Origin of the sequence: Enterobacter cloacae complex sp. ECC445, from assembly GCF_021892025.1 — a bacterium.
Lineage (GTDB): Bacteria > Pseudomonadota > Gammaproteobacteria > Enterobacterales > Enterobacteriaceae > Enterobacter > Enterobacter chengduensis.
On record NZ_JAKLRZ010000002.1, the window covers coordinates 91,668 to 116,815 of the forward strand.

At 55.6% G+C, this 25,148-nt stretch carries 21 protein-coding genes; 13 read left to right on the plus strand and 8 right to left on the minus strand.

Annotated elements, in window-relative coordinates; genetic code table 11:
- Nucleotides 1-8: 8 nt before the first annotated feature.
- From L6R44_RS01835 to L6R44_RS01855, 5 genes are all read left to right on the plus strand, one after another.
- Nucleotides 9-1,067: a Gfo/Idh/MocA family protein gene (locus L6R44_RS01835; protein WP_237423034.1), complete on the plus strand. Its 1,059-nt coding sequence runs from the start codon at nucleotides 9-11 to the stop codon at nucleotides 1,065-1,067.
- On the plus strand, nucleotides 1,061-3,340 hold the full coding sequence (locus L6R44_RS01840) for a glycoside hydrolase family 65 protein (RefSeq protein ID WP_237423035.1): 2,280 nt from the start codon (nucleotides 1,061-1,063) through the stop codon (nucleotides 3,338-3,340). Before L6R44_RS01835 ends, L6R44_RS01840 begins: the two co-directional genes overlap by 7 nt.
- On the plus strand, nucleotides 3,330-3,995 hold the full coding sequence (gene pgmB, locus L6R44_RS01845; RefSeq protein ID WP_237423036.1) for a beta-phosphoglucomutase: 666 nt from the start codon (nucleotides 3,330-3,332) through the stop codon (nucleotides 3,993-3,995). Before L6R44_RS01840 ends, pgmB begins: the two co-directional genes overlap by 11 nt.
- Nucleotides 3,996-4,008: 13 nt before the next feature.
- On the plus strand, nucleotides 4,009-5,091 hold the full coding sequence (locus tag L6R44_RS01850) for an ABC transporter ATP-binding protein (RefSeq protein WP_032640908.1): 1,083 nt from the start codon (nucleotides 4,009-4,011) through the stop codon (nucleotides 5,089-5,091).
- A gap of 66 nt (nucleotides 5,092-5,157) precedes the next feature.
- A complete protein-coding gene (locus tag L6R44_RS01855; protein WP_032640905.1) occupies nucleotides 5,158-6,072 on the plus strand; it encodes an OmpG family monomeric porin in 915 nt (304 codons plus the stop codon).
- 34 nt (nucleotides 6,073-6,106) lie between these two features.
- On the opposite strand, the gene L6R44_RS01860 is transcribed toward L6R44_RS01855, so the two are convergent.
- On the minus strand, nucleotides 6,107-7,117 hold the full coding sequence (locus L6R44_RS01860; RefSeq protein ID WP_237423037.1) for a LacI family DNA-binding transcriptional regulator: 1,011 nt from the start codon (nucleotides 7,115-7,117) through the stop codon (nucleotides 6,107-6,109).
- A 155-nt stretch (nucleotides 7,118-7,272) separates the two neighbouring features.
- Between L6R44_RS01860 and L6R44_RS01865 the strand changes: the two genes are divergently transcribed.
- The 3 genes from L6R44_RS01865 to tyrR all read left to right on the plus strand — a co-directional run bounded on the left by L6R44_RS01865 (nucleotide 7,273) and on the right by tyrR (nucleotide 11,373).
- A complete protein-coding gene (locus tag L6R44_RS01865) occupies nucleotides 7,273-8,670 on the plus strand; it encodes a YcjX family protein (RefSeq protein WP_237423038.1) in 1,398 nt (465 codons plus the stop codon).
- Nucleotides 8,667-9,719 (plus strand): YcjF family protein, encoded by a 1,053-nt coding sequence (locus tag L6R44_RS01870; protein ID WP_237423039.1) that lies wholly within the window; start codon nucleotides 8,667-8,669, stop codon nucleotides 9,717-9,719. Before L6R44_RS01865 ends, L6R44_RS01870 begins: the two co-directional genes overlap by 4 nt.
- Before the next feature lie 112 nt (nucleotides 9,720-9,831).
- Nucleotides 9,832-11,373 carry a transcriptional regulator TyrR gene (gene tyrR, locus L6R44_RS01875; protein WP_032640896.1) on the plus strand — a complete coding sequence of 514 codons (1,542 nt, stop codon included), beginning with the start codon at nucleotides 9,832-9,834 and terminating at the stop codon, nucleotides 11,371-11,373.
- 37 nt (nucleotides 11,374-11,410) lie between these two features.
- On the opposite strand, the gene L6R44_RS01880 is transcribed toward tyrR, so the two are convergent.
- Together L6R44_RS01880 and tpx are read right to left on the minus strand one after the other, a co-directional pair.
- Nucleotides 11,411-12,619 (minus strand): aldose 1-epimerase family protein, encoded by a 1,209-nt coding sequence (locus tag L6R44_RS01880; protein ID WP_237423040.1) that lies wholly within the window; start codon nucleotides 12,617-12,619, stop codon nucleotides 11,411-11,413.
- 275 nt (nucleotides 12,620-12,894) lie between these two features.
- Nucleotides 12,895-13,401, minus strand: a complete 507-nt coding sequence (gene tpx, locus L6R44_RS01885; RefSeq protein WP_237423041.1) for a thiol peroxidase — start codon at nucleotides 13,399-13,401, stop codon at nucleotides 12,895-12,897.
- Between the two features lie 107 nt (nucleotides 13,402-13,508).
- Between tpx and ycjG the strand changes: the two genes are divergently transcribed.
- Complete coding sequence (gene ycjG / locus L6R44_RS01890) at nucleotides 13,509-14,474, plus strand: L-Ala-D/L-Glu epimerase (RefSeq protein WP_237423042.1); 966 nt, start codon at nucleotides 13,509-13,511, stop codon at nucleotides 14,472-14,474.
- Here ycjG and mpaA read toward each other — a convergent pair.
- Entirely contained in the window at nucleotides 14,465-15,178 is a 714-nt protein-coding gene (gene mpaA / locus L6R44_RS01895; protein WP_237423043.1) for a murein tripeptide amidase MpaA, read from the minus strand. The two genes, ycjG and mpaA, sit on opposite strands and share 10 nt — an antisense overlap.
- A gap of 185 nt (nucleotides 15,179-15,363) precedes the next feature.
- Here mpaA and L6R44_RS01900 point away from each other — a divergent pair, with 185 nt between their 5' ends.
- Together L6R44_RS01900 and L6R44_RS01905 are read left to right on the plus strand one after the other, a co-directional pair.
- Complete coding sequence (locus L6R44_RS01900) at nucleotides 15,364-16,980, plus strand: peptide ABC transporter substrate-binding protein (RefSeq protein ID WP_237423044.1); 1,617 nt, start codon at nucleotides 15,364-15,366, stop codon at nucleotides 16,978-16,980.
- 123 nt (nucleotides 16,981-17,103) lie between these two features.
- Nucleotides 17,104-17,859: a hypothetical protein gene (locus L6R44_RS01905; protein WP_237423045.1), complete on the plus strand. Its 756-nt coding sequence runs from the start codon at nucleotides 17,104-17,106 to the stop codon at nucleotides 17,857-17,859.
- A gap of 97 nt (nucleotides 17,860-17,956) precedes the next feature.
- Here the strand turns inward: L6R44_RS01905 and L6R44_RS01910 are convergent, their stop codons facing one another.
- From L6R44_RS01910 to L6R44_RS01925, 4 genes are all read right to left on the minus strand, one after another.
- Nucleotides 17,957-18,520, minus strand: a complete 564-nt coding sequence (locus L6R44_RS01910; RefSeq protein ID WP_077064044.1) for a DJ-1/PfpI family protein — start codon at nucleotides 18,518-18,520, stop codon at nucleotides 17,957-17,959.
- Between the two features lie 81 nt (nucleotides 18,521-18,601).
- Nucleotides 18,602-18,742: an Ecr family regulatory small membrane protein gene (locus tag L6R44_RS01915; protein ID WP_032640882.1), complete on the minus strand. Its 141-nt coding sequence runs from the start codon at nucleotides 18,740-18,742 to the stop codon at nucleotides 18,602-18,604.
- Nucleotides 18,743-18,815: 73 nt separating this feature from the next.
- A complete protein-coding gene (locus L6R44_RS01920; protein WP_237423046.1) occupies nucleotides 18,816-20,048 on the minus strand; it encodes a sensor domain-containing diguanylate cyclase in 1,233 nt (410 codons plus the stop codon).
- Between the two features lie 92 nt (nucleotides 20,049-20,140).
- Nucleotides 20,141-22,270, minus strand: a complete 2,130-nt coding sequence (locus tag L6R44_RS01925; protein WP_237423047.1) for a putative bifunctional diguanylate cyclase/phosphodiesterase — start codon at nucleotides 22,268-22,270, stop codon at nucleotides 20,141-20,143.
- 455 nt (nucleotides 22,271-22,725) lie between these two features.
- Here L6R44_RS01925 and L6R44_RS01930 point away from each other — a divergent pair, with 455 nt between their 5' ends.
- Nucleotides 22,726-23,865, plus strand: a complete 1,140-nt coding sequence (locus L6R44_RS01930; RefSeq protein ID WP_237423048.1) for a methyl-accepting chemotaxis protein — start codon at nucleotides 22,726-22,728, stop codon at nucleotides 23,863-23,865.
- A gap of 203 nt (nucleotides 23,866-24,068) precedes the next feature.
- Nucleotides 24,069-25,052 carry a zinc transporter ZntB gene (zntB, locus tag L6R44_RS01935; RefSeq protein WP_032640874.1) on the plus strand — a complete coding sequence of 328 codons (984 nt, stop codon included), beginning with the start codon at nucleotides 24,069-24,071 and terminating at the stop codon, nucleotides 25,050-25,052.
- Nucleotides 25,053-25,148: the final 96 nt, after the last annotated feature.

Genomic DNA, 25,148 nt, shown 5'->3' on the forward strand with positions numbered 1-25,148 from the left:
TGACGAGCGTGATGAGTGCTTCTACACCTTCGCCTCTGCGCGTTGCCATCATTGGTGCCGGGCAGGTTGCGGATAAAGTGCATGCCTCGTATTACGCCACGCGCAGTGATGTTCAGATGGTGGCCGTCATGGACAGCCATCCTGAACAGGCTCGGGCGTTTGCGGAACGTCATGGTATTCCCTCTGCATGGCAGGATGCGCGAGACATGCTCGCCGCGGTGAAGCCGGACGTGGTGAGCGTCTGTTCGCCTAACCGGTTCCATTTCGAGCACGTCATGGCCGCGCTGGAAGCAGGCTGCCACGTGATGTGTGAAAAACCGCCAGCGATGACGCCGCAGGAGGCCGACCGGATGCGCATGGCCGCACGCGGGGCAGGGAAAGTGCTGGCATATGATTTTCACCATCGCTTTGCTCTCGATACGCAGCTGCTTCGTGAGGCAGTGATGAAGGGAGCGCTGGGGGAGATTTATTACACCTCGGCGCAGGCGTTACGGCGCTGCGGGGTACCCGGCTGGGGCGTCTTCACCAACAAAACGCTGCAGGGCGGTGGGCCGCTGATTGATATCGGCATCCATATGCTCGATGCCGCGATGTACGTGCTGGGGTTCCCGGCGGTAAAACGGGTGACGGCGCACGGCTTTCAAAGGCTGGGCAACCGAAAAAGCAGCGGCCAGTTTGGCGAGTGGGATCCCGCACAGTTTTCGGTGGAAGATGCCCTTTTTGGCACCCTCGAATTCTGCAACGGCGGCATTCTGCGTCTGGACACCTCGTTTGCGCTGAATATCCGCGAGCAGTCGATCATGAACGTCGCGTTCTGCGGGGAAAAGGCGGGGGCAACGCTGTTTCCGGCGCACATCTACAACGACGAAGCCGGTACTTTAGTTACCCTCACGCAGCGTGAAGAGGCTGAAGACCAGCGTCATATGCGCAGCATGGATGCCTTCGTGCGCCATGTTCAGGGCGAGCCCGTCACGATCGCCGATGCAGAGCAGGGGCTGGTTATCCAGCAGCTTGTCGCCGCGCTGTATGAATCAGCAGAAACAGGGGAAAGCGTGACGTTATGCTAAACGTGTCTGTATTAACCGAACCAGGCTTTTGTCCACACAGCCTGAATAAATACGGCTCCATTATGGCCTGCGGTAATGGCTACATGGGGATCCGCGCTGCGCACGAAGAAGATTACACCCGGCAAACCAGAGGCATGTATCTTGCGGGGCTCTATCACCGGGCGGGGCGTAACGAGACCACTGAGCTCATCAATCTGCCGGATATCATCGGTATGGATGTTGAGCTGGATGGCGTCAACTTCACGCTCCTGTCAGGCGACATTCTTGAGTGGCAGCGCGAGCTGGCGTTTGCCAATGGCGAACTTCGTCGCAGCGTCGTCTGGCGCGCGCCTGATGGGAAACGGTATCGGCTGGAGAGTCGACGTTTTGTGTCTCTGGACCAGCTACCCCTCGTGGCCATGCAGCTTTCGATCACCCCGCTTGATGCCGCCACGCACGCCGTGCTGAAAACCGGCATTGATGCCACGCAAACGAACAGCGGCAGACAGCATCTGGATGAAATATCGGTCAGAGTGTTTGACCAGCAGTACATGCAGGGCGTGTATGAAACGCAGGACCGGGCGTCAGACGTTGTGGTTTCGGCGTTTTGTCAGCTCTCCGCAAAGAGCGACAGCTGCTTCACGGCCAAAAATCGTCGTCTCAGCGTTCATCATTCGCTGGACATCGCGAAGGGTGACACCGTCACGCTTGAGAAAATCGTCTGGGTGACCCATCGCAGTGATAAAGCGCTGCCGCAGGCGTCTTTCGCTCACAACGCGCTGGCCGATCTTAAGGTCTGTGCGGCAAGAGGCTATGACGCGCTGCTGGAAAGCTCATCGTATGCCTGGGAGGCTATCTGGCGTGACGCGCGGGTAGAAGTGGAGTCTGCGGAGCATCAGGATCAGATAGCGCTGGACTATGCCGTCTGGCATTTGACGGCCATGACGCCCGCCCATGATGAGCGAAGCAGCATCGCCGCCAAAGGGCTAACGGGAGAAGGGTATAAAGGCCACGTCTTCTGGGATACCGAAATTTTCCTGCTGCCTTTCCATCTCTTCACGCGTCCCCAAACCGCCCGTAGCCTGCTGCGCTATCGCTGGCTCAACCTGTCCGGGGCGCGGGAAAAAGCCCGTCGCAACGGCTGGCCCGGCGCGCTGTTCCCCTGGGAAAGCGCCGCCAGCGGTCATGAAGAGACGCCGGAGTTCGCGGCTATCAACATCCGAACCGGCACGCGTCAGAAGGTGGCCTCCGCGCTGGCGGAACACCACATCGTGGCGGACATTGCCTGGGCCGTTGTGGCCTACTGGCAGGCGACGCACGATGATGTCTTTATGCGCAATGAAGGCCTGACGCTGCTGATGGAAACCGCTACGTTCTGGATGGGGCGCGCAACGGAAATCAACGATCGTCTCGAAATCCATGACGTCATCGGACCGGACGAATACACCGAGCATGTGAACAACAATGCTTACACCAACTATCTGGCCTGGCATAACGTTGCCTGCGCCCGCCGGTTTATGGCGATGTTTGGGCGGGAGGATAACGGTTTTACGCAGAATGCCACGCGGTTCCTGATGCGCCTGTTCCTGCCGGAAGCCGGTTCAGACGGCGTGATCCCGCAGGATGATACCTTCATGGCGAAGCCTGCCATTGACCTGAGCCGCTATAAAGCGAAGGCGGGCAAGCAGACCATCCTGCTCGATTATTCCCGCGCGGAAGTGAACGACATGCAGATCCTTAAGCAGGCTGACGTGGTGATGCTGACCTATCTGCTGCCGGAGCGGTTTACGCCGCAACAGTGCGCCGCCAATCTGGCGTTCTACGAGCCCCGCACCATCCATGACTCTTCGCTGAGCAAGGCCATTCACGGCATTGTCACCGCCCGCTGTGGTGACACTGAAGGTGCCTACGCCTTCTGGCGTGATGGCGTCGCCATTGATCTTGGAGACGACCCGCACGCCTGCGATGACGGAATTCACGCCGCTGCGACCGGCGCAATCTGGTCCGGAGTCATTCAGGGCTTTGCCGGTATGCAGATTGTGGAAGGGGAGCTGCATCTGGCCCCACGTCTGCCAGCCCACTGGCGAAGACTGGCGTTCCCCCTGCGCTGGCGGAACGCAACGCTGCGCTTCACCTGTGAACACGAGGCGTTAACCATCGAGACGTCGGCTCCGGTCACGCTGAAGCTTTGGGGTAAAACGCTACGCGTTTTGGGGCATCAGGTTTGCGCTTATGAGGACTTTCTTACACCCATCAATGGGACCGCTACCACGGAGGGGCGCCATGATGCTTAAGGCCGTTGTATTCGATCTGGACGGCGTGATCGCCGACACCGCACACCTCCATTTTCTGGCCTGGCGCGCGGTGGCGGAGGAAATCGGCATCACCGTCGACGAGGCGTTTAACGAGCAGCTGAAGGGCATTAGCCGCATGGATTCCCTGCAGCGCATCCTGAAGCATGGCGGGAAAGAGGGGATGCTTAGCGATGAGCAGTGCCTCGCGTTGGCGACGAAAAAAAACGCCCTCTATGTGCAGTCTCTGGCGTCACTGACGGAGGATTCACTGCTGCCGGGCATTCGCGACGTCCTGGCGGATATTCGTGCGGCGAACGTCAAAATTGGGCTGGCCTCCGTTTCCCTGAATGCCCCCGGCATATTGCGTGCCCTCGGCATTCAGCACGCGTTTGATTTTTGCGCCGATGCGTCCCTCATCATCTGTTCAAAGCCGGACCCGGAGATCTTCCTCGCCGCCTGTGCAGGCCTGAATGTTCGTCCTGAAGAGGCTATCGGCATCGAAGATGCGCCAGCGGGCGTGGAGGCGATCAACGCGGCGGGAATGCTATCGGTGGGAATTGGATCTGGCCTGAACCATGCGGGATTACAGCTTCATTCAACGCGGGAATTGACCTGGACGCGCCTGACCGAGTTTTGGGCATCCCGGACGTATTGATAAGGAATTAACAATGGCTCAACTGTCTCTGAAACACATTCAGAAAATTTACGATAACCAGGTTCACGTGGTGAAGGATTTCAATCTCGAAATCGAGGACAAGGAGTTTATCGTCTTCGTCGGGCCTTCTGGCTGCGGTAAGTCCACGACGCTGCGCATGATTGCCGGTCTGGAGGAGATCAGCGCGGGGGAACTGGTCATTGACGGGGTTTGCATGAACGACGTGCCCGCCAAGTCTCGCGATATCGCCATGGTGTTCCAGAACTATGCGCTTTACCCGCATATGACGGTCTACGACAACATGGCGTTCGGCCTGAAGATGCAAAAGATTGCGCCTGCGGTTATCGAAGAGCGGGTTAACTGGGCGGCACAGATCCTCGGCTTGCGCGAGTACCTTAAGCGCAAGCCAGGCGCGCTGTCCGGCGGCCAGCGTCAGCGCGTGGCGCTGGGCAGGGCGATAGTGCGGGAAGCGGGCGTGTTCCTGATGGATGAACCGCTCTCCAACCTCGACGCCAAGCTTCGCGTGCAGATGCGGGCTGAAATCAGCAAGCTTCACCAGAAGCTCAACACCACGATGATTTACGTGACCCACGATCAAACGGAAGCCATGACGATGGCGACCCGCATCGTGATCTTAAAAGACGGCATTATTCAGCAGGTCGGCGCACCGAAGCAGGTATACAACGAGCCGGCCAATATGTTTGTCGCGGGGTTCATTGGCTCGCCGGCCATGAACTTTGTTCGTGGCGCTATCGACGACCGCTATTTCGTCACGGAAACGCTGCGTCTGGCGATCCCGGAAGACAAGCTCGCGTCACTGCATGCCGCAGGGTATCAGCGAAAAGCCGTGGTCTTTGGGATCCGCCCGGAAGATATTCTTACTCTGCAGAGCAGTGGTGAAAATATTGCGGCGAAAGTCAGCGTAGCCGAACTGACCGGGGCGGAGTTTATGCTCTACGCCACGGTTGGCGGCCACGAGCTGGTTGTTCGCGCGGGTGCCGCGAATGATTATGCCGCTGGGAACAGTATCGGCATCCAGTTCGATATGAATAAGTGCCATTTCTTCGACGCTGAAACCGAAGCGGCTATTAGATAAGAAAGGTGTTCGCCGGAAATACCCATTTCCGGTTTTTTTGTTTGTTACTTATAAAGGGAATATGTAATGAGTACTCTACTAAGACGTGCTGCGCTGGTACTGTGCGCAGGGGTTAGCTGCGCCCAAGCATCAGAAACAGCTAAGCAGTGGGAATTTAATATTGGCGCGATGTATGAAATCGAAAACGTCGAAGGACAGGGGGAAGATAAAGACGGATTATATGAACCCTCCGTATGGTTTAATGCAACCTGGGATGCCTGGACTATTTCGCTGGCAATGTATCAGGAAGGTCCGGTTGATTATAGCAGCATGACCCGCGGAACCTATTTCGATCGTCCTGAAGTTGAATTACGCTATCGCTTTATCGGAACCGATGATTTTACCTTCGGTTTGACCGGCGGCTTCCGTAATTATGGCTATCACTTTAAGGATGAACACGGCGCCAGAGACGGCAGCGCAAATATGCAGCGCTATAAGGTTCAGCCTGACTGGGATATTAAATTAACCGACGACTGGCGCTTTGGCGGCTGGTTTGCCATGTACCAGTTTGCAAACGATCTGGAAAAAACCGGCTATGCTGACAGCCGCGTCGAAACCGAAACGGGCTTTACCTGGACCCTTAACGAAACCTTTGCCGCTAAAGTGAATTACTATTTAGAGCGCGGTTTCAACATGGACAGTTCCCGCAATAACGGCGAGTTTTCTACGCAGGAAATTCGCGCCTATCTGCCCATTTCGCTAGGCCAGACCACCCTGACGCCTTATACCCGCCTTGGGCTGGATCGCTGGTCGAACTGGGACTGGCAGGACGATCCCGATCGTGAAGGACACGATTTCAACCGGCTCGGTCTTCTTTACGCTTATGATTTCAACAATGGTTTATCCATGACGCTGGAATATGCCTATGAGTGGGAAAACCATGACGAGGGTGAAAACGACCGCTTCCACTACGCGGGGGTTGGCGTAAACTACGCGTTCTGACCGACGGCACGCCAGGGGCACAAAGCCCCTGGTTTTAGCGAAGGGAAGCAGCCAGCAAAAAATGGGTGTCAACAAGCACTTTTTGCGGGGCGGGATGGCCCGCAATGCGCCTGAAGAGAAGATCGCAGCTCTCTTCCCCCAGTTTTCGGGTGGGGATATCAAAGCCGCCAGGGGCGGGCGTCAGAATGAGTGAGAGCATCGGGTCGCTGTATCCGGCTATCACCACCTGCTCTGGGATCATCAGATTCAACTCATCCGCCGCGCGATAGAGGCTGAGCAACTTCATGCTGTCGGTAGCAAATACCGCATCAGGCGGCGTGGGCGAAGACAACAATTCCAGCGCCTCCGTCAGCGCACTCTCATGGGTATAGCCGCCATCCCTGACCCATTCCGGGTTAATGGCAATATGGTGCTTTTCCAGGCTGGCCTTATAGCCCGCCAGACGATCGATTGAAACATGATAATCAAGTGGCGCATGCAGGCAGGCAATTTTACGGCGGCCATTTTTAATAAAGGTTTCAGTGAGCGTGGCGCTGTCATGAAAATTATCCGTGTCGACGGAATAAATATTCTGATACTCACCTTCAACTTTGCCGATAACCACAACCGGTACGCCATACGCATCCAGCGTGTTAAAAAAGGATTCATTTGCCGGAGAGCTCAGCATAATGATCCCTTTGATCATCTTCTGTTTTATTTTACTCACGCATTTCAGCAGATCGTCTTCGCTGCTTTTTGACGTTTGTAAAATAACATCAAATCCTTCTTCTTCCGCTTTTGCCGTAATGGCGTGAAGCACATCGGAGAAAAACGGATTACCGGCAGTGGTTTTGGTGGAGCGGGTGGAAATAACCATAATGGCATCGAAGCCTGACGTCGTCAGAGCGCGGGCCAGTTTGTTGGGCTGATAATTTAATTCGTCAATCGCCTTCAGCACTTTGTCGCGTGCTTCGGGGGAAATATTCGTTTGTTTATTCAGAACGCGGGAAACGGTTGATTTCGATACGCCCGCAACCCGTGCGATATCATAGATGGTGGGTGACATACACCTTACTCACTCCGGACTGACAGCAATGTCGTTCATCTTACTGGAGAGAAAACGGCAATAGCAATAAATAAGAATTGATAATCAACGATCTGCCCCCATCTAATGTATTCTGAAGCCATGCATTCAAGGCTTCCAGGCAACGAAGGACGGCGATGAAGCGACTTAAAAACGAAATCAATTCACTGGTGAACCGCGGCGTTGACCGTCATCTGCGTCTGGCCGTGACGGGGCTGAGCCGCAGCGGCAAGACGGCGTTTATCACGGCGATGGTAAACCAGCTCCTGAACGTGCACGCCGGGGCGCGTTTGCCGCTGCTGAGCGCGGTGCGGGAAGAGCGCCTGCTGGGCGTGAAGCGCGTCCCGCAGCGTGATTTTGGTATTCCCCGTTTTACCTATGACGAAGGGCTGGCGCAGCTCTATGGCGATCCGCCTATGTGGCCGACGCCGACGCGAGGTGTCAGTGAAATTCGTCTTGCGCTACGTTTTCGCTCCAATGAATCCCTGATGCGCCACTTCAAGGATACCTCTACGCTGTACCTGGAGATCGTCGATTACCCCGGTGAATGGCTGCTCGATTTGCCGATGCTGGCGCAGGATTACCTGAGCTGGTCCCGCCAGATGACGGGGCTGTTGCAGGGGCAGCGCGCCGGTTGGTCGGCTAAATGGCGAGAGCTGTGCGAAGGCCTGGACCCGCTTGCGCCCGCCGATGAAAACCGTCTGGCGGCCATCGCCGGAGCGTGGACGGACTATTTGCATCAGTGCAAACAGGAAGGGCTGCACTTCATCCAGCCGGGGCGTTTCGTGTTGCCTGGCGATTTAGCGGGCGCGCCCGCGCTGCAGTTCTTCCCGTGGCCGGATGTGGATGGGGTGGGCGAGTCGACGCTGGCGCAGGCGGACAAACATACCAATGCCGGGATGCTGCGCGAGCGTTACCATTACTACTGTGAAAAGGTGGTCAAAGGTTTCTATAAAAACCACTTTTTGCGATTTGACCGTCAGATTGTGCTGGTGGATTGTTTGCAGCCGCTCAACAGCGGGCCGCAGGCTTTCAACGATATGCGCCTCGCGCTGACGCAGCTGATGCAAAGTTTTCACTACGGGCAGCGGACGCTGTTTCGCCGCCTGTTCTCTCCGGTGATCGACAAACTGCTTTTTGCGGCCACCAAGGCCGATCACGTCACGGTCGACCAGCATGCCAATATGGTATCGCTGCTGCAGCAGCTGGTGCAGGACGCCTGGCAAAACGCCGCCTTCGAAGGGATCGGCATGGATTGCCTTGGGCTCGCGTCCGTCCAGGCGACGCAAAGCGGGCTGATTGACCTCAACGGCGAAAAAATACCGGCCTTGCGCGGCAACCGGCTCAGCGACGGTGAACCGCTCACGGTGTATCCGGGCGAAGTGCCCGCGCGGCTGCCGGGTCAGGCCTTCTGGCAGAACCAGGGCTTCCAGTTCGAAGCCTTCCGCCCGCAGGCGATGAGCGTCGATCGGCCATTACCGCACATCCGTCTGGATGCGGCGCTGGAGTTTTTGATTGGAGATAAATTGCGATGACGGAACCGTTAAAACCGCGCATAGACTTTACCGGTACGCTTGAGCAGGAGCCTCAGGAGGCGTTTAAAACGGCGCAGACGTTCAGCGGTACTCAGGCCGAAAACTTCGCCCCGGCGCTGCAGGACGATCCCGCTGTTGAGGAGGGGCCGGCAGAGGCGGCCGTGGACGCCGCGCTTCGCCCAAAACGCAGCCTGTGGCGCAGGATGGTGACCGCCGGTCTGGCGCTGTTTGGCGTAAGCGTGGTGGGACAGGGCGTGCAGTGGACGATGAATGCCTGGCAAACGCAGGACTGGGTCGCGCTGGGCGGATGTGCCGCAGGCGCGCTGATTGTGGGGGCGGGCGTCGGATCGGTTGCCACCGAGTGGCGGCGACTCTGGCGACTGCGACAGCGCGCGCACGAGCGTGATGAGGCGCGGGATCTGCTCCACAGCCACGGCACCGGCAAAGGTCGCGCGTTTTGTGAAAAGCTGGCCAGCCAGGCCGGAATCGATCAGTCGCATCCGGCGCTTCAGCGCTGGTATGCCGCCATCCATGAAACCCAGAATGACCGGGAAGTGGTGACGCTCTACTCCCATATGGTACAGCCGGTGCTGGATGCCCAGGCGCGGCGGGAAATTAGCCGCTCTGCCGCGGAATCCACCCTGATGATTGCCGTCAGCCCGCTGGCGCTGGTCGATATGGCCTTCATCGCCTGGCGTAACCTGCGCCTGATCAACCGCATTGCGAACCTTTACGGCATCGAGCTGGGCTACTACAGTCGGCTCAGACTGTTCAAGCTGGTCCTGCTCAATATCGCGTTTGCCGGGGCGAGCGAACTGGTGCGCGAAGTGGGCATGGACTGGATGTCGCAGGATCTGGCGGCGCGTCTTTCTGCCCGTGCGGCTCAGGGTATCGGTGCGGGATTATTAACCGCGCGCCTGGGGATTAAAGCGATGGAGGTCTGCCGTCCGCTGCCGTGGATTGACGGCGATAAGCCCCGTCTCGGGGATTTCCGACGTGAACTGATCGGCCAGCTCAAAGAGACGCTCAATAAAAAACCGGCGCCGTGAGGTTTTGTTCACTAATCGTGCTGGCTGTCAATATTTGTTGACAGCCATCTTCCGGATCACCGTGTTCTGACATATCATTTTACTGTTATTGGCTTAAAACGGTGAATTTCCCATGCGTCTCGAAGTCTTCTGTGAAGACCGTCTCGGTCTGACCCGCGAATTACTCGATCTTCTTGTTTTACGTAGCATTGATTTACGTGGCATTGAGATCGATCCTGTCGGGCGAATTTACCTCAATTTTGCCGAAATTGAATTTAATACCTTCAGCAGCCTGATGGCGGAAATCCGCCGTATCGCTGGCGTTACGGATGTCCGCACCATTCCCTGGATGCCCTCCGAGCGCGAGCACCTGGCGCTGAGCGCGCTGCTGGAGGCCATGCCGGAGCCGTTCCTCTCCCTGGATCTGAAAAGCAAAGTTGAGCGCGTTAACCACGCGAGCTGCCAGCTTTTCGCCCAGAGCCAGGAGAAGCTGAGCAATCATAACGCCGCGCAGCTGATCCCCGGCTTTAACTTCCAGCGCTGGCTGGACAGCAACCCGCAAAACACGCACAGCGAGCATGTGGTGATTAACGGGCAGAATTTCCTGATGGAGATCACGCCGGTCTATCTGAAAGGGGAAAATGATACCCGCGTACTGACCGGGGCGGTGATCATGCTGCGCTCGACGCTTCGCATGGGGCGTCAGCTGCAAAACCTCTCCAGTCAGGACGTGGGTGCGTTCAGCCAGATTATTGCCGTCAGCCCGAAAATGCGCCACGTGGTGGACCAGGCGCGCAAGCTCGCCAGCCTGACCGCGCCGCTGCTGATTACCGGGGATACCGGCACCGGCAAAGACCTGCTGGCGCACGCCGTCCATCTGGCAAGCCCGCGTGCGGCTAAGCCTTATCTGGCCCTTAACTGCGCCTCTATTCCGGAAGATGCCGTTGAAAGCGAGCTGTTTGGCCACGCGCCGGAAGGCAAGAAAGGGTTCTTTGAGCAGGCCAACGGCGGCTCCGTGCTGCTGGACGAGATCGGCGAAATGTCGCCGCGTATGCAGGCTAAGCTGCTGCGCTTCCTGAACGACGGCACGTTCCGCCGCGTCGGTGAAGATCACGAAGTGCATGTGGACGTGCGCGTCATTTGCGCCACCCAGAAAAACCTGGTGGAACTGGTGCAAAAGGGGATCTTCCGCGAAGATCTCTATTATCGCCTCAACGTCCTGACGCTGAACATTCCGCCGCTGCGCGATTGTCCGCAGGACATCATGCCGCTGACGGAGCTGTTCGTCGCCCGCTTTGCCGACGAGCAGGGGGTGCCGCGTCCGAAGCTCTCTGCCGATCTCGGCACGGTGCTGATGCGCTACGGCTGGCCGGGCAACATTCGTCAGCTCAAAAACGCCGTTTATCGTGCGCTGACCCAGCTTGAAGGCTATGAACTGCGCCCGCAGGATATCCTGTTGCCGGATTACGACGCCGGTACGGTATCGGTAGGCGAAGAGGCGATGGAAGGGTCGCTGGACGATATCACCAGCCGTTTCGAGCGTTCAGTGCTGACCCAGCTGTACCGCAGCTACCCCAGCACCCGTAAACTGGCAAAACGCCTTGGCGTCTCGCACACCGCGATCGCGAATAAGCTGCGCGAGTACGGTTTGAATCATAAGAAAGGCGACGAATAACAAAAAAGCCTCTGTAAAGAGGCTTTTGACCTTAGGTTTATTCCTTCGCAATCGGCGTGTTAACGATTTCTGTTTTTGTCTCGCCCTGAATTGACGCAATCCTGCTTTCGACCTCTTTCACCTGCTGCGGGCTGTGCAGCAGGGTATAGGTCAGATCAAACTGCGCGCTGGCGCCGGGCTGCAGCTGCTTAACCCGCTTCTGCTCGCGTTCAATGGTGACGGGGTAGGCGTAGCTGGTGCCCGGCTCAATGCCCGTGACATAGCCCTGCTTCAGCGTGTCGGTATTTTTCCATAAGGTCAGCACGGGCAGCTGGCGGGTATCAAACTGGATTGACGCGCCTTTATCTCCGGCTTTATTAATCACCGCCGCGAGCGTCTCGTGGTTATTGTCCGCGATCGGCTTAATATTAAAGACCATCTCATCAAAGCCTTTTGTCGGCCCGGCGTAGGTTTGCCAGTCGTTAACGCCCGCTTTGGCGTAGTCGTTAAACGGGCTCACGCTCACCGCGGGCGCAAGGAAGCGGGCGCCTTCTTCGAGGATCGGCGTGCCGAAGTTGCTGTGATAGATTATTTGGTAATCGTGAGGATAATCCGCACGGTTGGTCAGAACATCGTGCAGGCTAAAGCGGTTGGTACCGGGGACGTAACGCAGTTCGGTCATGGTTTGCAGATCCGCTTTTTTGAACGTGCTCTCTTTGATCAGGCCCCGAACGCGGATCTCATGCGGAGCGGCATCCGCAACCTCAACTTCCACCTGCGATACCGGGGTATTACCGGCCCGGCCGTGAAGGGTATAAATTTGCCCGTCCGCGGTGACCGGGTGTCCCGTCCACTCATAGCCACAGCGCACCATCATCTCGTTGAAACCATCCAGCCAGCCGAGACCGTTGCGGCTTTCAAGATTGATATAGGCCGGGTTAACAACCTCTTTAACCGGAGAATCCCAGCCCAGCCGGGTGCCAAACCCTTCAACGTGCAGAAGGTTCATGCCGCGGGTTGGGCTTAAGGTAATGGTCAGGCCGTCTTTGCTGCTAATTATGATGACTTTGCTGCCCTCCTGCTTACCGCCGTGCAGGACCTTTTGCTCAATGCTGAACGTTTTATCCTTAACGTTCAGCTCATCGCTGGAAATCTTCCAGTTTCCTTTCTCTACGCTGCTTTCAGCGCTCGTCAGCACCCAGGTTTGAGCCGCTGCATGGCCAGAAATCAGGACGGCGAGGAGCGTATAGGCGAATTTGATTTTCATATTTTATCCTTTTTGCTGAAACGATTATTTTCTTTCGTAAGCAAATCTAATGTTTAGACAAAAAGGGAAATGTGATGGGCTTCACTGAGGGCAAAAATAGCGGATCTTAGCGATTAGAATGCGCTGTTAGTCACGATTATGTTACAGGCTGTCGACATCATTGCATAATTAGTGTGATTTATGTTTGTTTGTGCCTTAACGATTCAGCTTTTACGCAATAAAAAACCTCGCCGTAGCGAGGTTGAGAATAAGTTGTATAGAATGCTAAGGACTTATTATGCTTTCAGCACGTCCAGCGCGGCAGCGTAGTCCGGCTCGGTGGTGATTTCGTTAACCAGTTCGCTGAACAGAACGGTGTCGTTTTCATCAAGAACCAGTACAGCACGTGCCGCCAGACCCTTCAGCGGACCTTCCGCGATGCTGACGCCGTATTTCTCAAGGAAATCAGCGCTGCGCAGGGTAGAGAGGGTGATCACGTTGCTCAGGCCTTCGGCTCCGCAGAAGCGGGACTGGGCAAACGGCAGGTCAGCGGAAACGCACAGCACAACGGTGTTGTCCATTTCAGTCGCCAGCTGGTTGAATTTACGCACGGATGCGGCACACACGCCGGTATCAATGCTTGGGAAAATGTTCAGCACTTTGCGTTTACCCGCAAACTGAGCCAGTGTGACGTCAGACAGATCTTTAGCCACCAGGGTAAAAGCCTGCGCTTTGCTGCCAGCCTGAGGAATGGAACCTGCTACAGCAACCGGGTTGCCCTGGAAATGAACGAGTTGTGACATAGATATCTTCCTGTTTACATATAGTTAACGTCGTGGCTAGTGTATGCCATCAGCGGATAACACGGCAAACCAAATTTTTCGCCTTTCCGGGCCGCAAGGAGTCAGTGATGAGAAGCGTTAAGGTCTATGAAGAAGCCTGGCCATTGCACACCCCGTTTGTGATCTCCCGCGGCAGCCGAAGTGAAGCCAGCGTGGTCGTGGTTGAGATCGAAGAAGAGGGGGTGAAAGGCGTCGGGGAATGCACGCCGTACCCGCGCTATGGGGAAAGCCTTGCCTCGGTGATGGCGCAGATCATGACCCTGGTGCCTGACCTGCAAAAAGGGCTCACGCGGGAGGCGCTACAGCAGCGTTTGCCCGCTGGCGCGGCGCGCAACGCCATCGACTGCGCGCTCTGGAGCCTTGAGGCCGCTAAGCGGCAGCAATCCCTGCCGTCCCTGCTGGGCGTGGTGCTGCCGTCATCCGTCGTGACGGCGCAAACGGTCGTGATTGGCGAGCCGGAGCATATGGCCGCCAGCGCAAAAGCGCTCTACGACGCCGGGGCGACGGTGCTAAAAGTGAAGCTCGACGATCGCCTGATCAGCGAGCGGATGGTCGCCATTCGCTCGGCGGTGTCCGCTGCCACGCTGATTGTAGACGCCAACGAGTCGTGGCGTCCCGAAGGGCTGGCCGCCCGATGCCAGCTGCTGGCCGATCTGGGCGTGGCGATGCTGGAACAGCCTCTGCCAGCCAGGGACGATGCGGCGCTGAAGAATTTTATCCATCCGTTGCCCGTCTGCGCAGATGAGAGCTGCCACACCCGCGAGAATTTAAGCGAGCTTAAGGGCCGCTATGACATGGTCAACATCAAGCTCGACAAGACCGGCGGGCTGACTGAAGCGCTGGCCCTGGCGGCGGAAGCGCAGGCGCAGGGTTTTGCGCTGATGCTGGGCTGCATGCTCTGCACGTCCCGTGCGATCGGCGCGGCGCTGCCGCTGGTTAACCAGGTCCGCTTCGCGGATCTGGATGGCCCGACGTGGCTGGCGGTTGACGTTTCACCGGCGCTGAATTTTACCAGCGGCGTGCTTCATCTCTGAGGCTGCCAGCGCAGAAGCTCTACCATCGCTTTTAGGTATTTTTCGCTGGCCTCGTCGGAGGAAATCGGCGGGAATTCAGCGGTGATGCACGGCAGGCTTAAATCGGCACACCAGCTCCCGAACGAGCCTGGCGTTTCATAACCCACGCTGGTGACGAGCGGCAGGGCGAAAGCCTGGGCCAGCCACGCGCCAAGGTCGGAGTGACGCGGATCTTCAATACAGGCCAGCGGATCGTGGAAGGAGACAACCCATGCGGGGTGGATCTTATGGATAAGCTGGCAAAGCGCCTGCGTTTCTGGCTCCGAGCCGGGCTTGTCTCCCGTCAGCAGCACCACGTCCCGCTCATCGGCGGAGCTGTTCCAGCGATACACCGTTTCTCCGGCGCGCCAGTTTGCCGCCGGGAAATTACGGTTCAGGTCGACTCCCCGGGCATTCGCGCGTAACCCAAGCTGACAGCCATCCGGATTGACGGCAAGAATAACGTGATGATGCCGCAGCGAAGGCGTAAGCGTCCGCAGCGCGCACGAGAGCGTGACGACAGACGAGTTTTCATCTCCGTGGGTCCCGGCAATAATCAGACCGCTGTCGCGATCGGCATCGGGCGCCGGGAACCAGATTAGCGATGCGCCTAAAAATGAGCGGCCATATTGCTCAGCGCCCGGCGGAAAGGCGCCGCGTTCCGCGCGGGGTCGGGTGGTTGCCATACGAAATCCTGATTAAGAAGTCTCTACTGGCAGTGTTGTGCAAAACCCGCGCTTAATCAAATAGTTTCCTTTGTGGCTCAGAATTGCCTCAAATCACTATTCCTGACGAAGGTATTTGCATTTCTCTGTTTCGAAACAAATAATTACGCATCTGCTTGTTACCTGAATTCATTAAAGGGGATCTTATGAAGCATCCTGTTTCGCGTCTCTGCGCTGCACTGTACCTGTGCGGACTTTCTACACTCTCGTACGCTGCTGACGTGCCCCAGGGCACGGTACTGGCGCAAAAACAGGAGCTGGTCAGGCATATTAAAGATGAACCGGCTTCGCTCGATCCGGCAAAAGCGGTCGGTTTACCCGAGATTCAGGTGATCCGCGATCTCTTTGAAGGGCTGGTGAATCAGAACGAGAAGGGGGAACTGACCCCGGGCGTGGCGACGCGCTGGCAGAGCAACGATAACCGTATCTGGACGTTCACCCTGCGTGACAACGCGAAATGGTCTGACGGTACGCCCGTTACCGCGCAGGATTTTGTCTACAGCTGGCAGCGTCTGGTCGACCCGAAAACCACCTCTCCGTTCGCCTGGTTTGCTGCGCTGGCGGGCATCAGCAACGCGCAGGAGATTATCGACGGCAAAGCGGCGCCTGACACGCTGGGCGTGACGGCGGTGGATGCCAGAACGTTACGCGTTCAGCTGGACAAACCGCTACCGTGGTTCAGTAACCTGACGGCAAACTTTGCCTTCTATCCGGTGCAAAAAGCGAACGTTGAAAGCGGGAAGGAGTGGACGCGTCCGGGAGCCCTGGTCGGTAATGGCGCCTACGTCCTGAACGATCGCGTGGTGAATGAAAAACTGGTCGTCGTGCCCAATACCCACTACTGGGACAATGCGAAAACTGTCCTGCAAAAGGTGACCTTTATTCCGATTAACCAGGAATCGTCCGCCACCAAACGCTATCTGGCAGGGGATATTGATATTACCGAATCATTCCCGAAAAACATGTATCAGAAGCTGCTGAAGGACATTCCGGGGCAGGTTTATACGCCGCCTCAGCTCGGGACCTATTACTACGCGTTTAACACGCAAAAGGGACCGACGGCCGACTCCCGCGTGCGTCTGGCGCTGAGTATGACGATCGATCGCCGCATTATGGCGGAAAAGGTATTAGGAACCGGCGAGAAACCGGCCTGGCATTTCACCCCCGACGTGACGGCGGGCTTCACGCCTGAACCTTCACCATTCGAGCAGATGTCCCAGCAGGAGCTAAACGCTCAGGCGAAAACCTTGCTTCAGGCGGCAGGCTACGGCCCTCAGCGCCCGCTGAAGCTGACCCTGCTGTACAACACGTCGGAAAATCACCAGAAAATCGCCATTGCGGTGGCGTCCATGTGGAAGAAAAATCTCGGTGTGGATGTCAAACTGCAAAACCAGGAGTGGAAAACCTATATCGACAGCCGCAATACCGGTAATTTCGACGTGATCCGCGCGTCCTGGGTCGGCGATTACAACGAGCCATCGACGTTCCTGTCCCTGCTGACCTCCACGCACAGCGGCAATATCTCGCGTTTCAATGACCCGGCTTACGATAAGATTATTCACCAGGCGACGCTGGAAACCACGGCAAAAGCGCGAAATACGGACTACAATATGGCGGAGAAAATCCTCATGGAGAAAGCGCCTATTGCGCCTATTTACCAGTACACCAACGGTCGCCTGATTAAGCCCTGGGTGAAAGGTTATCCGATTAATAACCCGGAAGACGTGGCGTATAGCCGGACGATGTATATTGAGAAGCACTGACGAGCCCGTTTTCTACGGCAACTGTCGTTAATAAGAGTAAGATTGACAACTGGCGCATATGGCGCCAGTTGTTTTTTTATTTGCCGAAAATGTCTTATTTACAAGTAATCGTATGGATAAATTATGACGGATGAAAAGAAAGACAAACCCTCATTTCCTGCAGGCTTAGGCATTATGGATAAAATCTGGGAATGGCAATGGATTATACGCTTCATCTATATTGTCCTTTTCGCCGATCTGGCACTGCTGGCTTACACCGGACAGGGGATCTTGACCTGGCCAGTACAGGTCAGTAACTGGACCGAACATCTTGGTTTCTTCTGCGTCGCGCTGGCGGCGCTGGGATTGATAGCCACAACCCTCATGCCCGCTGCCGCGAATATCGTAAGGCTATTGCTAAATGAGATCATATACAGCAGCATCTTCCCGGACATTCTTCGCCCTCAGAGCGATTACCAACGACATCCCGGAACGGTACCGTCAAGCGAAGTACTTGATTTAGCGCTGGAAGAGAATAATCAGTTTTTACTCAGTTACTATGAAAAACATGATATCGCCTGGCGCAATAAATTCAGTGAAAGGTTTAAAATTGGCGATTTACTCTTCGGCATCCTTTTTTTCATGACCCTTGATTACCATCCGCACTGGTTCAGTCACGCTCAACATTCCTTAGCCTGCGATCTTTTCAACCTGGGCGGCGATGAGGGTTTTGTTATATTTTATATCGTCATCCTCATCGTATTTAGCGCCCTGATAAACATCTGGTTCGGTAAGTGGGACTGGGGGCACATTTATTATCCGCCGCTGTATCGTAAAAAAGAGAACGCGCGAAGAAAGCAGCGAGAGATGGATGAGCAATGGCATGGGCATGATAAATGAAAATTTTTCGCTAACCGGGCTTCATGCCCGGCTTTTGTCGGGGATGTCGTCTGTGATAACGCTCCCGCCCGGGCCGATCTCGCGGGAGCAGATAAAGCTATTCTAATAAGGCATTAAACTTCGCCAGCCACTGCGGATGCGCGGGCCACGCGGGAGCCGTTACCAGGTTCCCGTCTACGTGGGCTTGATCGATGCCGATTGTGGCGTAGTGTCCCCCCGCGAGGCGAACCTCAGGCGCACACGCCGGGTAGGCGCTACAGGTTCGCCCCTTCAGGATCCCTGCGGCAGCAAGCAGCTGTGGGCCGTGACACACTGCGGCAATCGGTTTACGCGCGGCGTCAAATGCCTGCACCAGCTTTAAAACGTCCTCATTTAGCCGGAGATATTCGGGGGCTCTTCCACCGGGGATAAGCAGCGCGTTGTAATCCTGCTCCTTTACGGTAGAAAAATCAGCGTTGAGGATAAACCGGTGACCGGGTTTTTCGCTATAGGTCTGGGCGCCGTCAAAGTCATGGATTGCCGTCATGATGTAGTCGCCCTTCGCTTTGTCGGGGCAGACGGCATCTACCTGATGACCAATCATCTGCAACGCCTGAAAAGGCACCATGGTTTCGTAATCTTCGGCGTAGTCGCCTACCAGCATCAGGATCTTCTTGCTCATCATTTCTCTCCTCAATGACAAAAGATGATTAAGGTATAGCCTGGCGTGGCTGAAATGCCGGAAATAAAAAGCCTGTCTGCGTTACGGCGCGTCGAAGGTCGGGTAAAGGCTATTTTCGAGAAACTCGACGAGGTACCAGACCTCACCGCTAAAAATAAACCAAAGGCCAAATATAATAAGGAGTAAAATAATTAAGGTGAGTATTATTTCTGTTTTTCCCATTAAAGCTTTAACCCACCTGCGCTAATTCATTCGAGGTGGGCATTGTAGCGGGGCTTTCCGGGATACTCCAGTTTCATGCAGCAAGGACTTTATTACGGCCATCATTCTTTGCGCGATACAGCGCATCGTCCACGCGCTTAAACAGCTCATCAATACTCTCACCCTGATTATGCCGCGCCACGCCAATGCTGACGGTAAACCGCGGTAAGCCTGGAATCGTAATGTGGGCAACCGCTGCACGGATCGACTCCGCAATCTGCAGCGCGGTATCGAGAGAGGTGTGGGGCAGCAGGATGACGAACTCTTCGCCCCCCCAGCGGAACACCATGTCGTTCTCCCGGCTGCAGGCCTCAAGCATTCGCGAGAGGGCGATAAGGACCTCATCACCTTTCAGATGACCGAACAGATCGTTGATGTTTTTGAAATGATCGGTATCCACCAGCAGCAGGCTAAACTGCTGCTGCGCGGGAAGATAATTGAGGTTGCTTTGATCGGTAATCGCGTAGAACTGCCGCCGGTTGAGAAGCCCGGTCATGGAGTCACGTAACGCCGCATGTTCCAGCTCCTGCTCCAGCCTTTTTTGCTCGGTGATGTCGTGAATGATGCACAGCATGAGCTTGTCACCGTAGATCTCAATGGGCCCGGCATACGTCTGAACGTGACGGGTGGAGCCATCGGCAAGGCGGTGAATAAAATTGAGCGGCTTATGCCCACCGGGCAGTGCGGCAATCGCCGTCATGATGGGCATCACGGCCCGCCCCAGCGTATTGATTTCCCAGGTATGTTTACTGCACATTTCATCATGTGAATACCCATAGAAATGGAGCGCGGCCAGATTCGCATCGACGATTTGGCCGTCGCGCGCGGGATCGATTAACAGCATCGGGGCGCTGTTGGTCAGAAAAAAGCGCGCATAAAAACCCTGTTTTTTCCGCCGGTAGGTGGCGGAACGGCTGGCCTTCAAGCCTGAGAGTAGTTGTGGAGCGATGCCTTCGAAAACAATAACATCCCCCCAGGGCGCGTGCTGGGCAAGCGAGAGTCGACAGCTTAAGGGCGTATCCTGCCCATCCCGGCTCATTGTCCAGATTTCGACGATCTCCTGCTCTGTTTTCAGTTCAGGTACATACATCGACAGGAGGGTTTGCGCGCTGGCAGAGTAGATCCCCTTGCGCAGGTCATCGAGCGTTTTATCCCCCATCACCTGCCTTGCGGCCACATTCGCAAAAACGATCTGTTCCGACGCGGGTGAAATGAGCCACACGGGTGTTTTAATTACATTCAATGCATCAAAACAAGGTTGCGACATAGGCGTTTCCTGTTCATCGGCAACATGTGCCTGACAATCATGACAGAATTGACTCGCGTGTACTCCTTTGAAACATACTCCAGTTAACCCCGTCAGGCATGATTTTTTTGTGAAATAAATGCGGGGTCCGTTTGAATTTTATTAATGGGTATAATCATTTTGTCTGAGTTTATCTGCAGCAGTAGCCACGGCACCTGTTCAGCAGGTAAGGGGCGGGAAAAAAGGTAACCCTGGAGATAATCACAGCCGAGACGGGTGAGAACCGCCTCCTGTTCTTTCGTTTCGATCCCTTCAGCCACCACGTTCATCTCCATGGTCCGGGCGATACTGATAATGGTTTCAACCAGCTTGTGGCTTTTTTCATTTTCCAGCATTGAGGTGACAAAGCTTCGGTCGATCTTAAGCTCTTTAGCAGGCAGCACGCTCAGCATCAGCAGGTTGGAGTAGCCCGTACCAAAATCATCAATTGAGACGGTGATCCCCGCGTGATTAAACGCGTTGAGCAACTCAATGCTGCGGTCGAGATTTTTAAGCGCGGTGCTCTCGGTTACCTCAAGAATCAGCCTTGAGGGAGACAGGTTATATTTCTCCAGCATCGACGATACGATATGAAAAATGTCGGGCTGCTCGAACTGGACGGGGGAGAGGTTGAGCGACAGCGTCCACTGGCTGAACCCTTGTTCCGTCCAGAAATGCAGCTGCCGGCATGCCGCTTCAATGGCCCAGTTGCCTACCTGAATAATCAAGCCCGTTTGTTCCAGCGAGGGGATAAAAAGATGAGGCAGCACGACGCCTTGCTCAGGATGACGCCAGCGTAACAGGGCTTCAAAACCGTGGATGGTTTTCTCTTGCGCATACCAGGTTGGCTGGTACCACAGCTCAAACTGATCGCGTTCCAGCGCCTGAGAAAGCTCCTGCAGGAAACCGGGTTTCGCCGGGATAGCCGTGGACATCTCGGCCCGATAAATCGTCCAGGCGTTTCGGCCCTCTTCTTTGACGTGGTGCAAGGCTGCATCCGCCTTGAGCTTCAGCTCGTGCAGCGTTTCACCATCCCGGGGATAGAGGCTGACGCCCGCACTGATTGTCGTGCTTAGCGCATGCCCGCAGATCGAAAGCGGGCGTCGAACATCTTCCAGCAACGCGGTGAGCAGGGCGTTGAGCTTATCGTCATCACATTCAGGCACCAGCAGGATAAAGGCGTCTCCTCCCAGCCTTGCCAGCGTCATTTCGCGCGTGAGCCGGGCGGTGATGCGCTGCGCAACGGCGATCAAAAACTCATCCCCGACGCTGTGGCCCCACGTATCGTTAATGCGCTTGAAGTGATCGACGTTCAGAAAAATCACGGCAAATGGCCTGTTGCTCAGCAACGCGCTGCGCAGACAATCCTGCATGCGGAGATCCATCTGGTGGCGGTTGGCGAGCCCGGTGAGCGCATCAAAGCGCGCCTGTAGCTCAAGCTGGCGGTTGAGCTGCTGAAGGTTATCCGTCAGCCGGCTGGTGCGCCGGTGGGAATCGATAAGCGAAATGATTAACATCATGCCGAGCAGGCAGAGCGTGGTGACCGAAACCCAGATGGATAAGCCCAGCTCGCTAATTCCCCCGGGCAGGGTATGCGCCATATCCTGAAACCGCGCGGCGCTCATGCCGGTATAGTGCATCGCACAAATTGCGGCGCCCATGACGATGGCCGCAAGAATGCGTTCGATAAAGACGCCTTTGTGTTTATCCCGCAAACGGAAAGCCAGCCACAGCGCCGTGCCGGAGGCAACAACGGCAATTACTACGGACAGTCCAACTATACGACGATCCCAGATGATGCCGCCGTCCAGCATCAGGGCAGCCATACCAGTGTAGTGCATCGACACCACGCCAGCGCTCAGGATCGCCGTGGCCAGGATTAATCGAACGGGAGAGCGTTTTTTGCCCGTGACGGCAATATTAAGGGCCGTGGTGGAAGCCACCACCGCGACGCCCAGTGATGTAAGGGTTAGCCAGAGGTCGTAACTCATCATCATGGGCATTTGCATCGACAGCATGCCGATAAAGTGCATTGACCAGGTGCCAATGCCCAGCGTGACCCCTCCGGCAATCCGCCAGAAGAGGGCAGCCTTTCTGCTGGAAAGGGGGATCTTTCCGGCGCTGTCCAGTGCCACAAAGGAGGCGATAAACGCCACCAGATAAGAGATAGCGATTAACACAGGGTCCCACGATATATTGAGCATTATGCAATCCCACGCCTGAGAGGGTTACCGATTTCGCCTGCCGGGTACATCTTTATCGGGCAACGAACATGCGCATTCAAACCATATTAGTTATTTATCGTGAAAAATGACCAGTCATATTAATACTCAAAACTTAATAAGAATATAAAATATATTCTCTCGTTAATTTATTAAGCGTTGCTAAACAAAAGAGAATAATAGTAGCAAAGCGCCTTAAACAGGAGGACGAACGCATCGTCTCACCGCGGGCGATACTATCGCTTACCACGGCTGGAGACCAGTATCACAGCACGCTGAGCAGAACATTTTCACTAATACGCTCTTTTTATCTGACTTAAGGTAAATCTCAGGATGCTAACGGCGAAACAAAAAACAAGCGCCGTTTGCGATGAAAAACTTCGGGGCCAATGCTATAAGTCTTAGTGCCGACCAAAATATAAAACGTGGGTATTATCATGCTAAAAAATATTAGTGTCAGGACCTTTATTATAGGGTTCCTTTTATCGCTATTTTTAGTTAATGCAGGTGTCGTTGTTCTATTTTCCAGCAATCCGTCTCTCTTTATTTCACTTAATGCCATCAACTTCGTTGCGCTATTTTTGCTCTGGATCTATATGACGAAGTACCTTGTTACGCCGATCAATACGGTGAAGAAAAGCATTGAAGAGGTGACTGCAGGTAACCTTGGCGTCTCTATCCCTGAGTTTGGCAATAACTGCGCGGGCCGGCTTATCCCCGGGATCAATAGCCTTTCCGGCAACATTGCGACGCTGGTGCGCGAGATCAGGGCGTCATCGCAAACCGCCATGACCTTATCGGATCAACTCTCATCGCGTAGCGCTCAGCTTTCGGTGAAAACCGAGCAGCAGTCTGCATCTTTAGTGCAAACCGCAGCCAGCATGGAGCAGATGGCCGCGAGCACCAAAAACAACGCCGATAACACCCGCCAGGCGAGCGAGCAGGCAAACGTGGCGACGCTTCAGGCGCGCAAGGGGGGCGAGCTCATGGGGCAGGTCGCCAGCAATATGCAGTCCATTACCGAATGCGCCCAGCAGATGACGGAGATTATTTCGTTGATTGACGGCATTGCGTTCCAGACGAATATCCTGGCGCTTAACGCGGCGGTAGAAGCGGCAAGGGCGGGCGATCATGGAAAGGGGTTTTCTGTCGTCGCGGAAGAGGTCAGAAACCTGGCGCACCGCAGCGCTGAGGCCGCGAAAAATATCAAAACGCTGATTGACGTTACCAGCAGTAACGTCACGCAGGGAGCCAGCGTGGTGTCGCAGGCAGAGAAAAATATGCACGAAATCGTGACCGGTTCGGTGAACGTCAGCCGGTTGATGGACGACATTTCCGCCTCGACGTCCGAGCAGGAGAAGGGCATTTCCCAGATCACGCTGGCGCTTTCGGAGCTGGAGCGGGTCACGCAAAGTAACGTGGCGATGGCGGAAGAACTCAACGGCTCCTCTGATGTACTGCGCAATCAGGTAATTGAGCTGCAGGCAAGGACGCGTAATTTCAGGCTCGATACAGGTTCTCCTTCTTCTTCAACCGGCTCGCCATCCTTCCTTCAGCGGCCAGAGCACTCTCTCTGATACAACCGCAGTTTCATGCCGGGCGGCGCTGCGCTGGCCCGGCCAACTAACAGCCGTAGGCCCGAGCAAGCGCAGCACCGCCGGGCGAATCTCGCAGCGTGTACATTTCTTGAGCAATTTCAGCGCGATGGCATACATAGTTGTTGCTTAACCCCTGATGGAGGCTAGACTGACACCGAAAGAGCTCAAAAGGTGGAGGCGCTGTGGAAAGCATTAAAGGATCTGAACTTAACGTTCCTGACGCAGTTTTTGCGTGGGTGCTGGATGGTCGTGGCGGTGCCCGGCCGCTGGAAGATGACGATGCGATCGACAGTGCGCATCCCTGCTGGCTACATCTGAACTACACCCACCCTGACAGCGCCGACTGGCTGGCTTCGACTCCGCTCTTGCCGAATAACGTGCGCGATGCGCTGGCGGGTGAAAGCCTGCGGCCCCGCGTGAGCCGAATGGGTGACGGTACGCTGATCACCCTGCGCTGCATTAACGGCAGCACGGATGAACGCCCGGATCAGCTGGTTGCGATGCGCGTCTATATGGATGATGGGCTGATTGTGTCCACCCGGCAGCGAAAAGTCCTCGCGCTGGATGATATCGTCAACGATTTGAAAGAGGGCACCGGGCCGGTCGACTGCGGCAGCTGGCTGGTGGACGTCTGTGACGCCCTTACGGATCATGCGAGCGAGTTTATTGAAGAACTGCACGACAAAATCATCGACCTGGAGGATAACCTCCTCGATCAGCAGATCCCGCCGCGCGGTTTTCTGGCCTTGTTGCGTAAGCAACTGATTGTAATGCGCCGCTATATGACGCCGCAGCGCGACGTTTATGCGCGCCTTGCCAGCGAAAGGCTCGCCTGGATGAATGACGATCAGCGCCGCAGAATGCAGGATATTGCCGACAGGCTGGGCCGCGGCCTGGATGAAATTGATTCCTGTATTGCCAGAACGGCGGTAATGGCGGACGAAATCGCGCAGGTGATGCAGGAGTCGCTGGCGAGAAGAACCTATACGATGTCCCTGATGGCGATGGTGTTTTTACCCAGCACCTTTCTTACCGGGCTGTTTGGCGTCAACCTTGGCGGCATTCCGGGGGGCGCTTATCATTACGGCTTTACCGCGTTTTGCGTGATGTTAGTTGTTTTGATTGGCGGTGTTGCATGGTGGTTGCATCGTAGTAAATGGCTGTAAATTTACGCTTTTTTCCGCTTTTACCGGGTTCGAAACGCGCTTTTAATTGAGCGAAGTCAATAAACATCACCCCCGTAAGGTGCAATATTACTCCCG

Bases quoted from the DNA above. Each gene is read 5' to 3' on its own strand.
- L6R44_RS01930 (WP_237423048.1), top strand. From the start codon at position 22,726: ATGCTAAAAAATATTAGTGTCAGGACCTTTATTATAGGGTTCCTTTTA.
- L6R44_RS01840 (WP_237423035.1), top strand. From the start codon at position 1,061: ATGCTAAACGTGTCTGTATTAACCGAACCAGGCTTTTGTCCACACAGC.
- L6R44_RS01925 (WP_237423047.1), bottom strand. From the start codon at position 22,270: ATGCTCAATATATCGTGGGACCCTGTGTTAATCGCTATCTCTTATCTG.
- L6R44_RS01880 (WP_237423040.1), bottom strand. From the start codon at position 12,619: ATGAAAATCAAATTCGCCTATACGCTCCTCGCCGTCCTGATTTCTGGC.
- L6R44_RS01870 (WP_237423039.1), top strand. From the start codon at position 8,667: ATGACGGAACCGTTAAAACCGCGCATAGACTTTACCGGTACGCTTGAG.
- L6R44_RS01905 (WP_237423045.1), top strand. From the start codon at position 17,104: ATGACGGATGAAAAGAAAGACAAACCCTCATTTCCTGCAGGCTTAGGC.
- L6R44_RS01860 (WP_237423037.1), bottom strand. From the start codon at position 7,117: ATGTCACCCACCATCTATGATATCGCACGGGTTGCGGGCGTATCGAAA.
- ycjG (WP_237423042.1), top strand. From the start codon at position 13,509: ATGAGAAGCGTTAAGGTCTATGAAGAAGCCTGGCCATTGCACACCCCG.
- L6R44_RS01915 (WP_032640882.1), bottom strand. From the start codon at position 18,742: ATGGGAAAAACAGAAATAATACTCACCTTAATTATTTTACTCCTTATT.
- L6R44_RS01910 (WP_077064044.1), bottom strand. From the start codon at position 18,520: ATGAGCAAGAAGATCCTGATGCTGGTAGGCGACTACGCCGAAGATTAC.
- L6R44_RS01855 (WP_032640905.1), top strand. From the start codon at position 5,158: ATGAGTACTCTACTAAGACGTGCTGCGCTGGTACTGTGCGCAGGGGTT.
- mpaA (WP_237423043.1), bottom strand. From the start codon at position 15,178: ATGGCAACCACCCGACCCCGCGCGGAACGCGGCGCCTTTCCGCCGGGC.
- tyrR (WP_032640896.1), top strand. From the start codon at position 9,832: ATGCGTCTCGAAGTCTTCTGTGAAGACCGTCTCGGTCTGACCCGCGAA.
- L6R44_RS01850 (WP_032640908.1), top strand. From the start codon at position 4,009: ATGGCTCAACTGTCTCTGAAACACATTCAGAAAATTTACGATAACCAG.
- pgmB (WP_237423036.1), top strand. From the start codon at position 3,330: ATGATGCTTAAGGCCGTTGTATTCGATCTGGACGGCGTGATCGCCGAC.
- L6R44_RS01920 (WP_237423046.1), bottom strand. From the start codon at position 20,048: ATGTCGCAACCTTGTTTTGATGCATTGAATGTAATTAAAACACCCGTG.
- L6R44_RS01900 (WP_237423044.1), top strand. From the start codon at position 15,364: ATGAAGCATCCTGTTTCGCGTCTCTGCGCTGCACTGTACCTGTGCGGA.
- L6R44_RS01865 (WP_237423038.1), top strand. From the start codon at position 7,273: ATGAAGCGACTTAAAAACGAAATCAATTCACTGGTGAACCGCGGCGTT.
- tpx (WP_237423041.1), bottom strand. From the start codon at position 13,401: ATGTCACAACTCGTTCATTTCCAGGGCAACCCGGTTGCTGTAGCAGGT.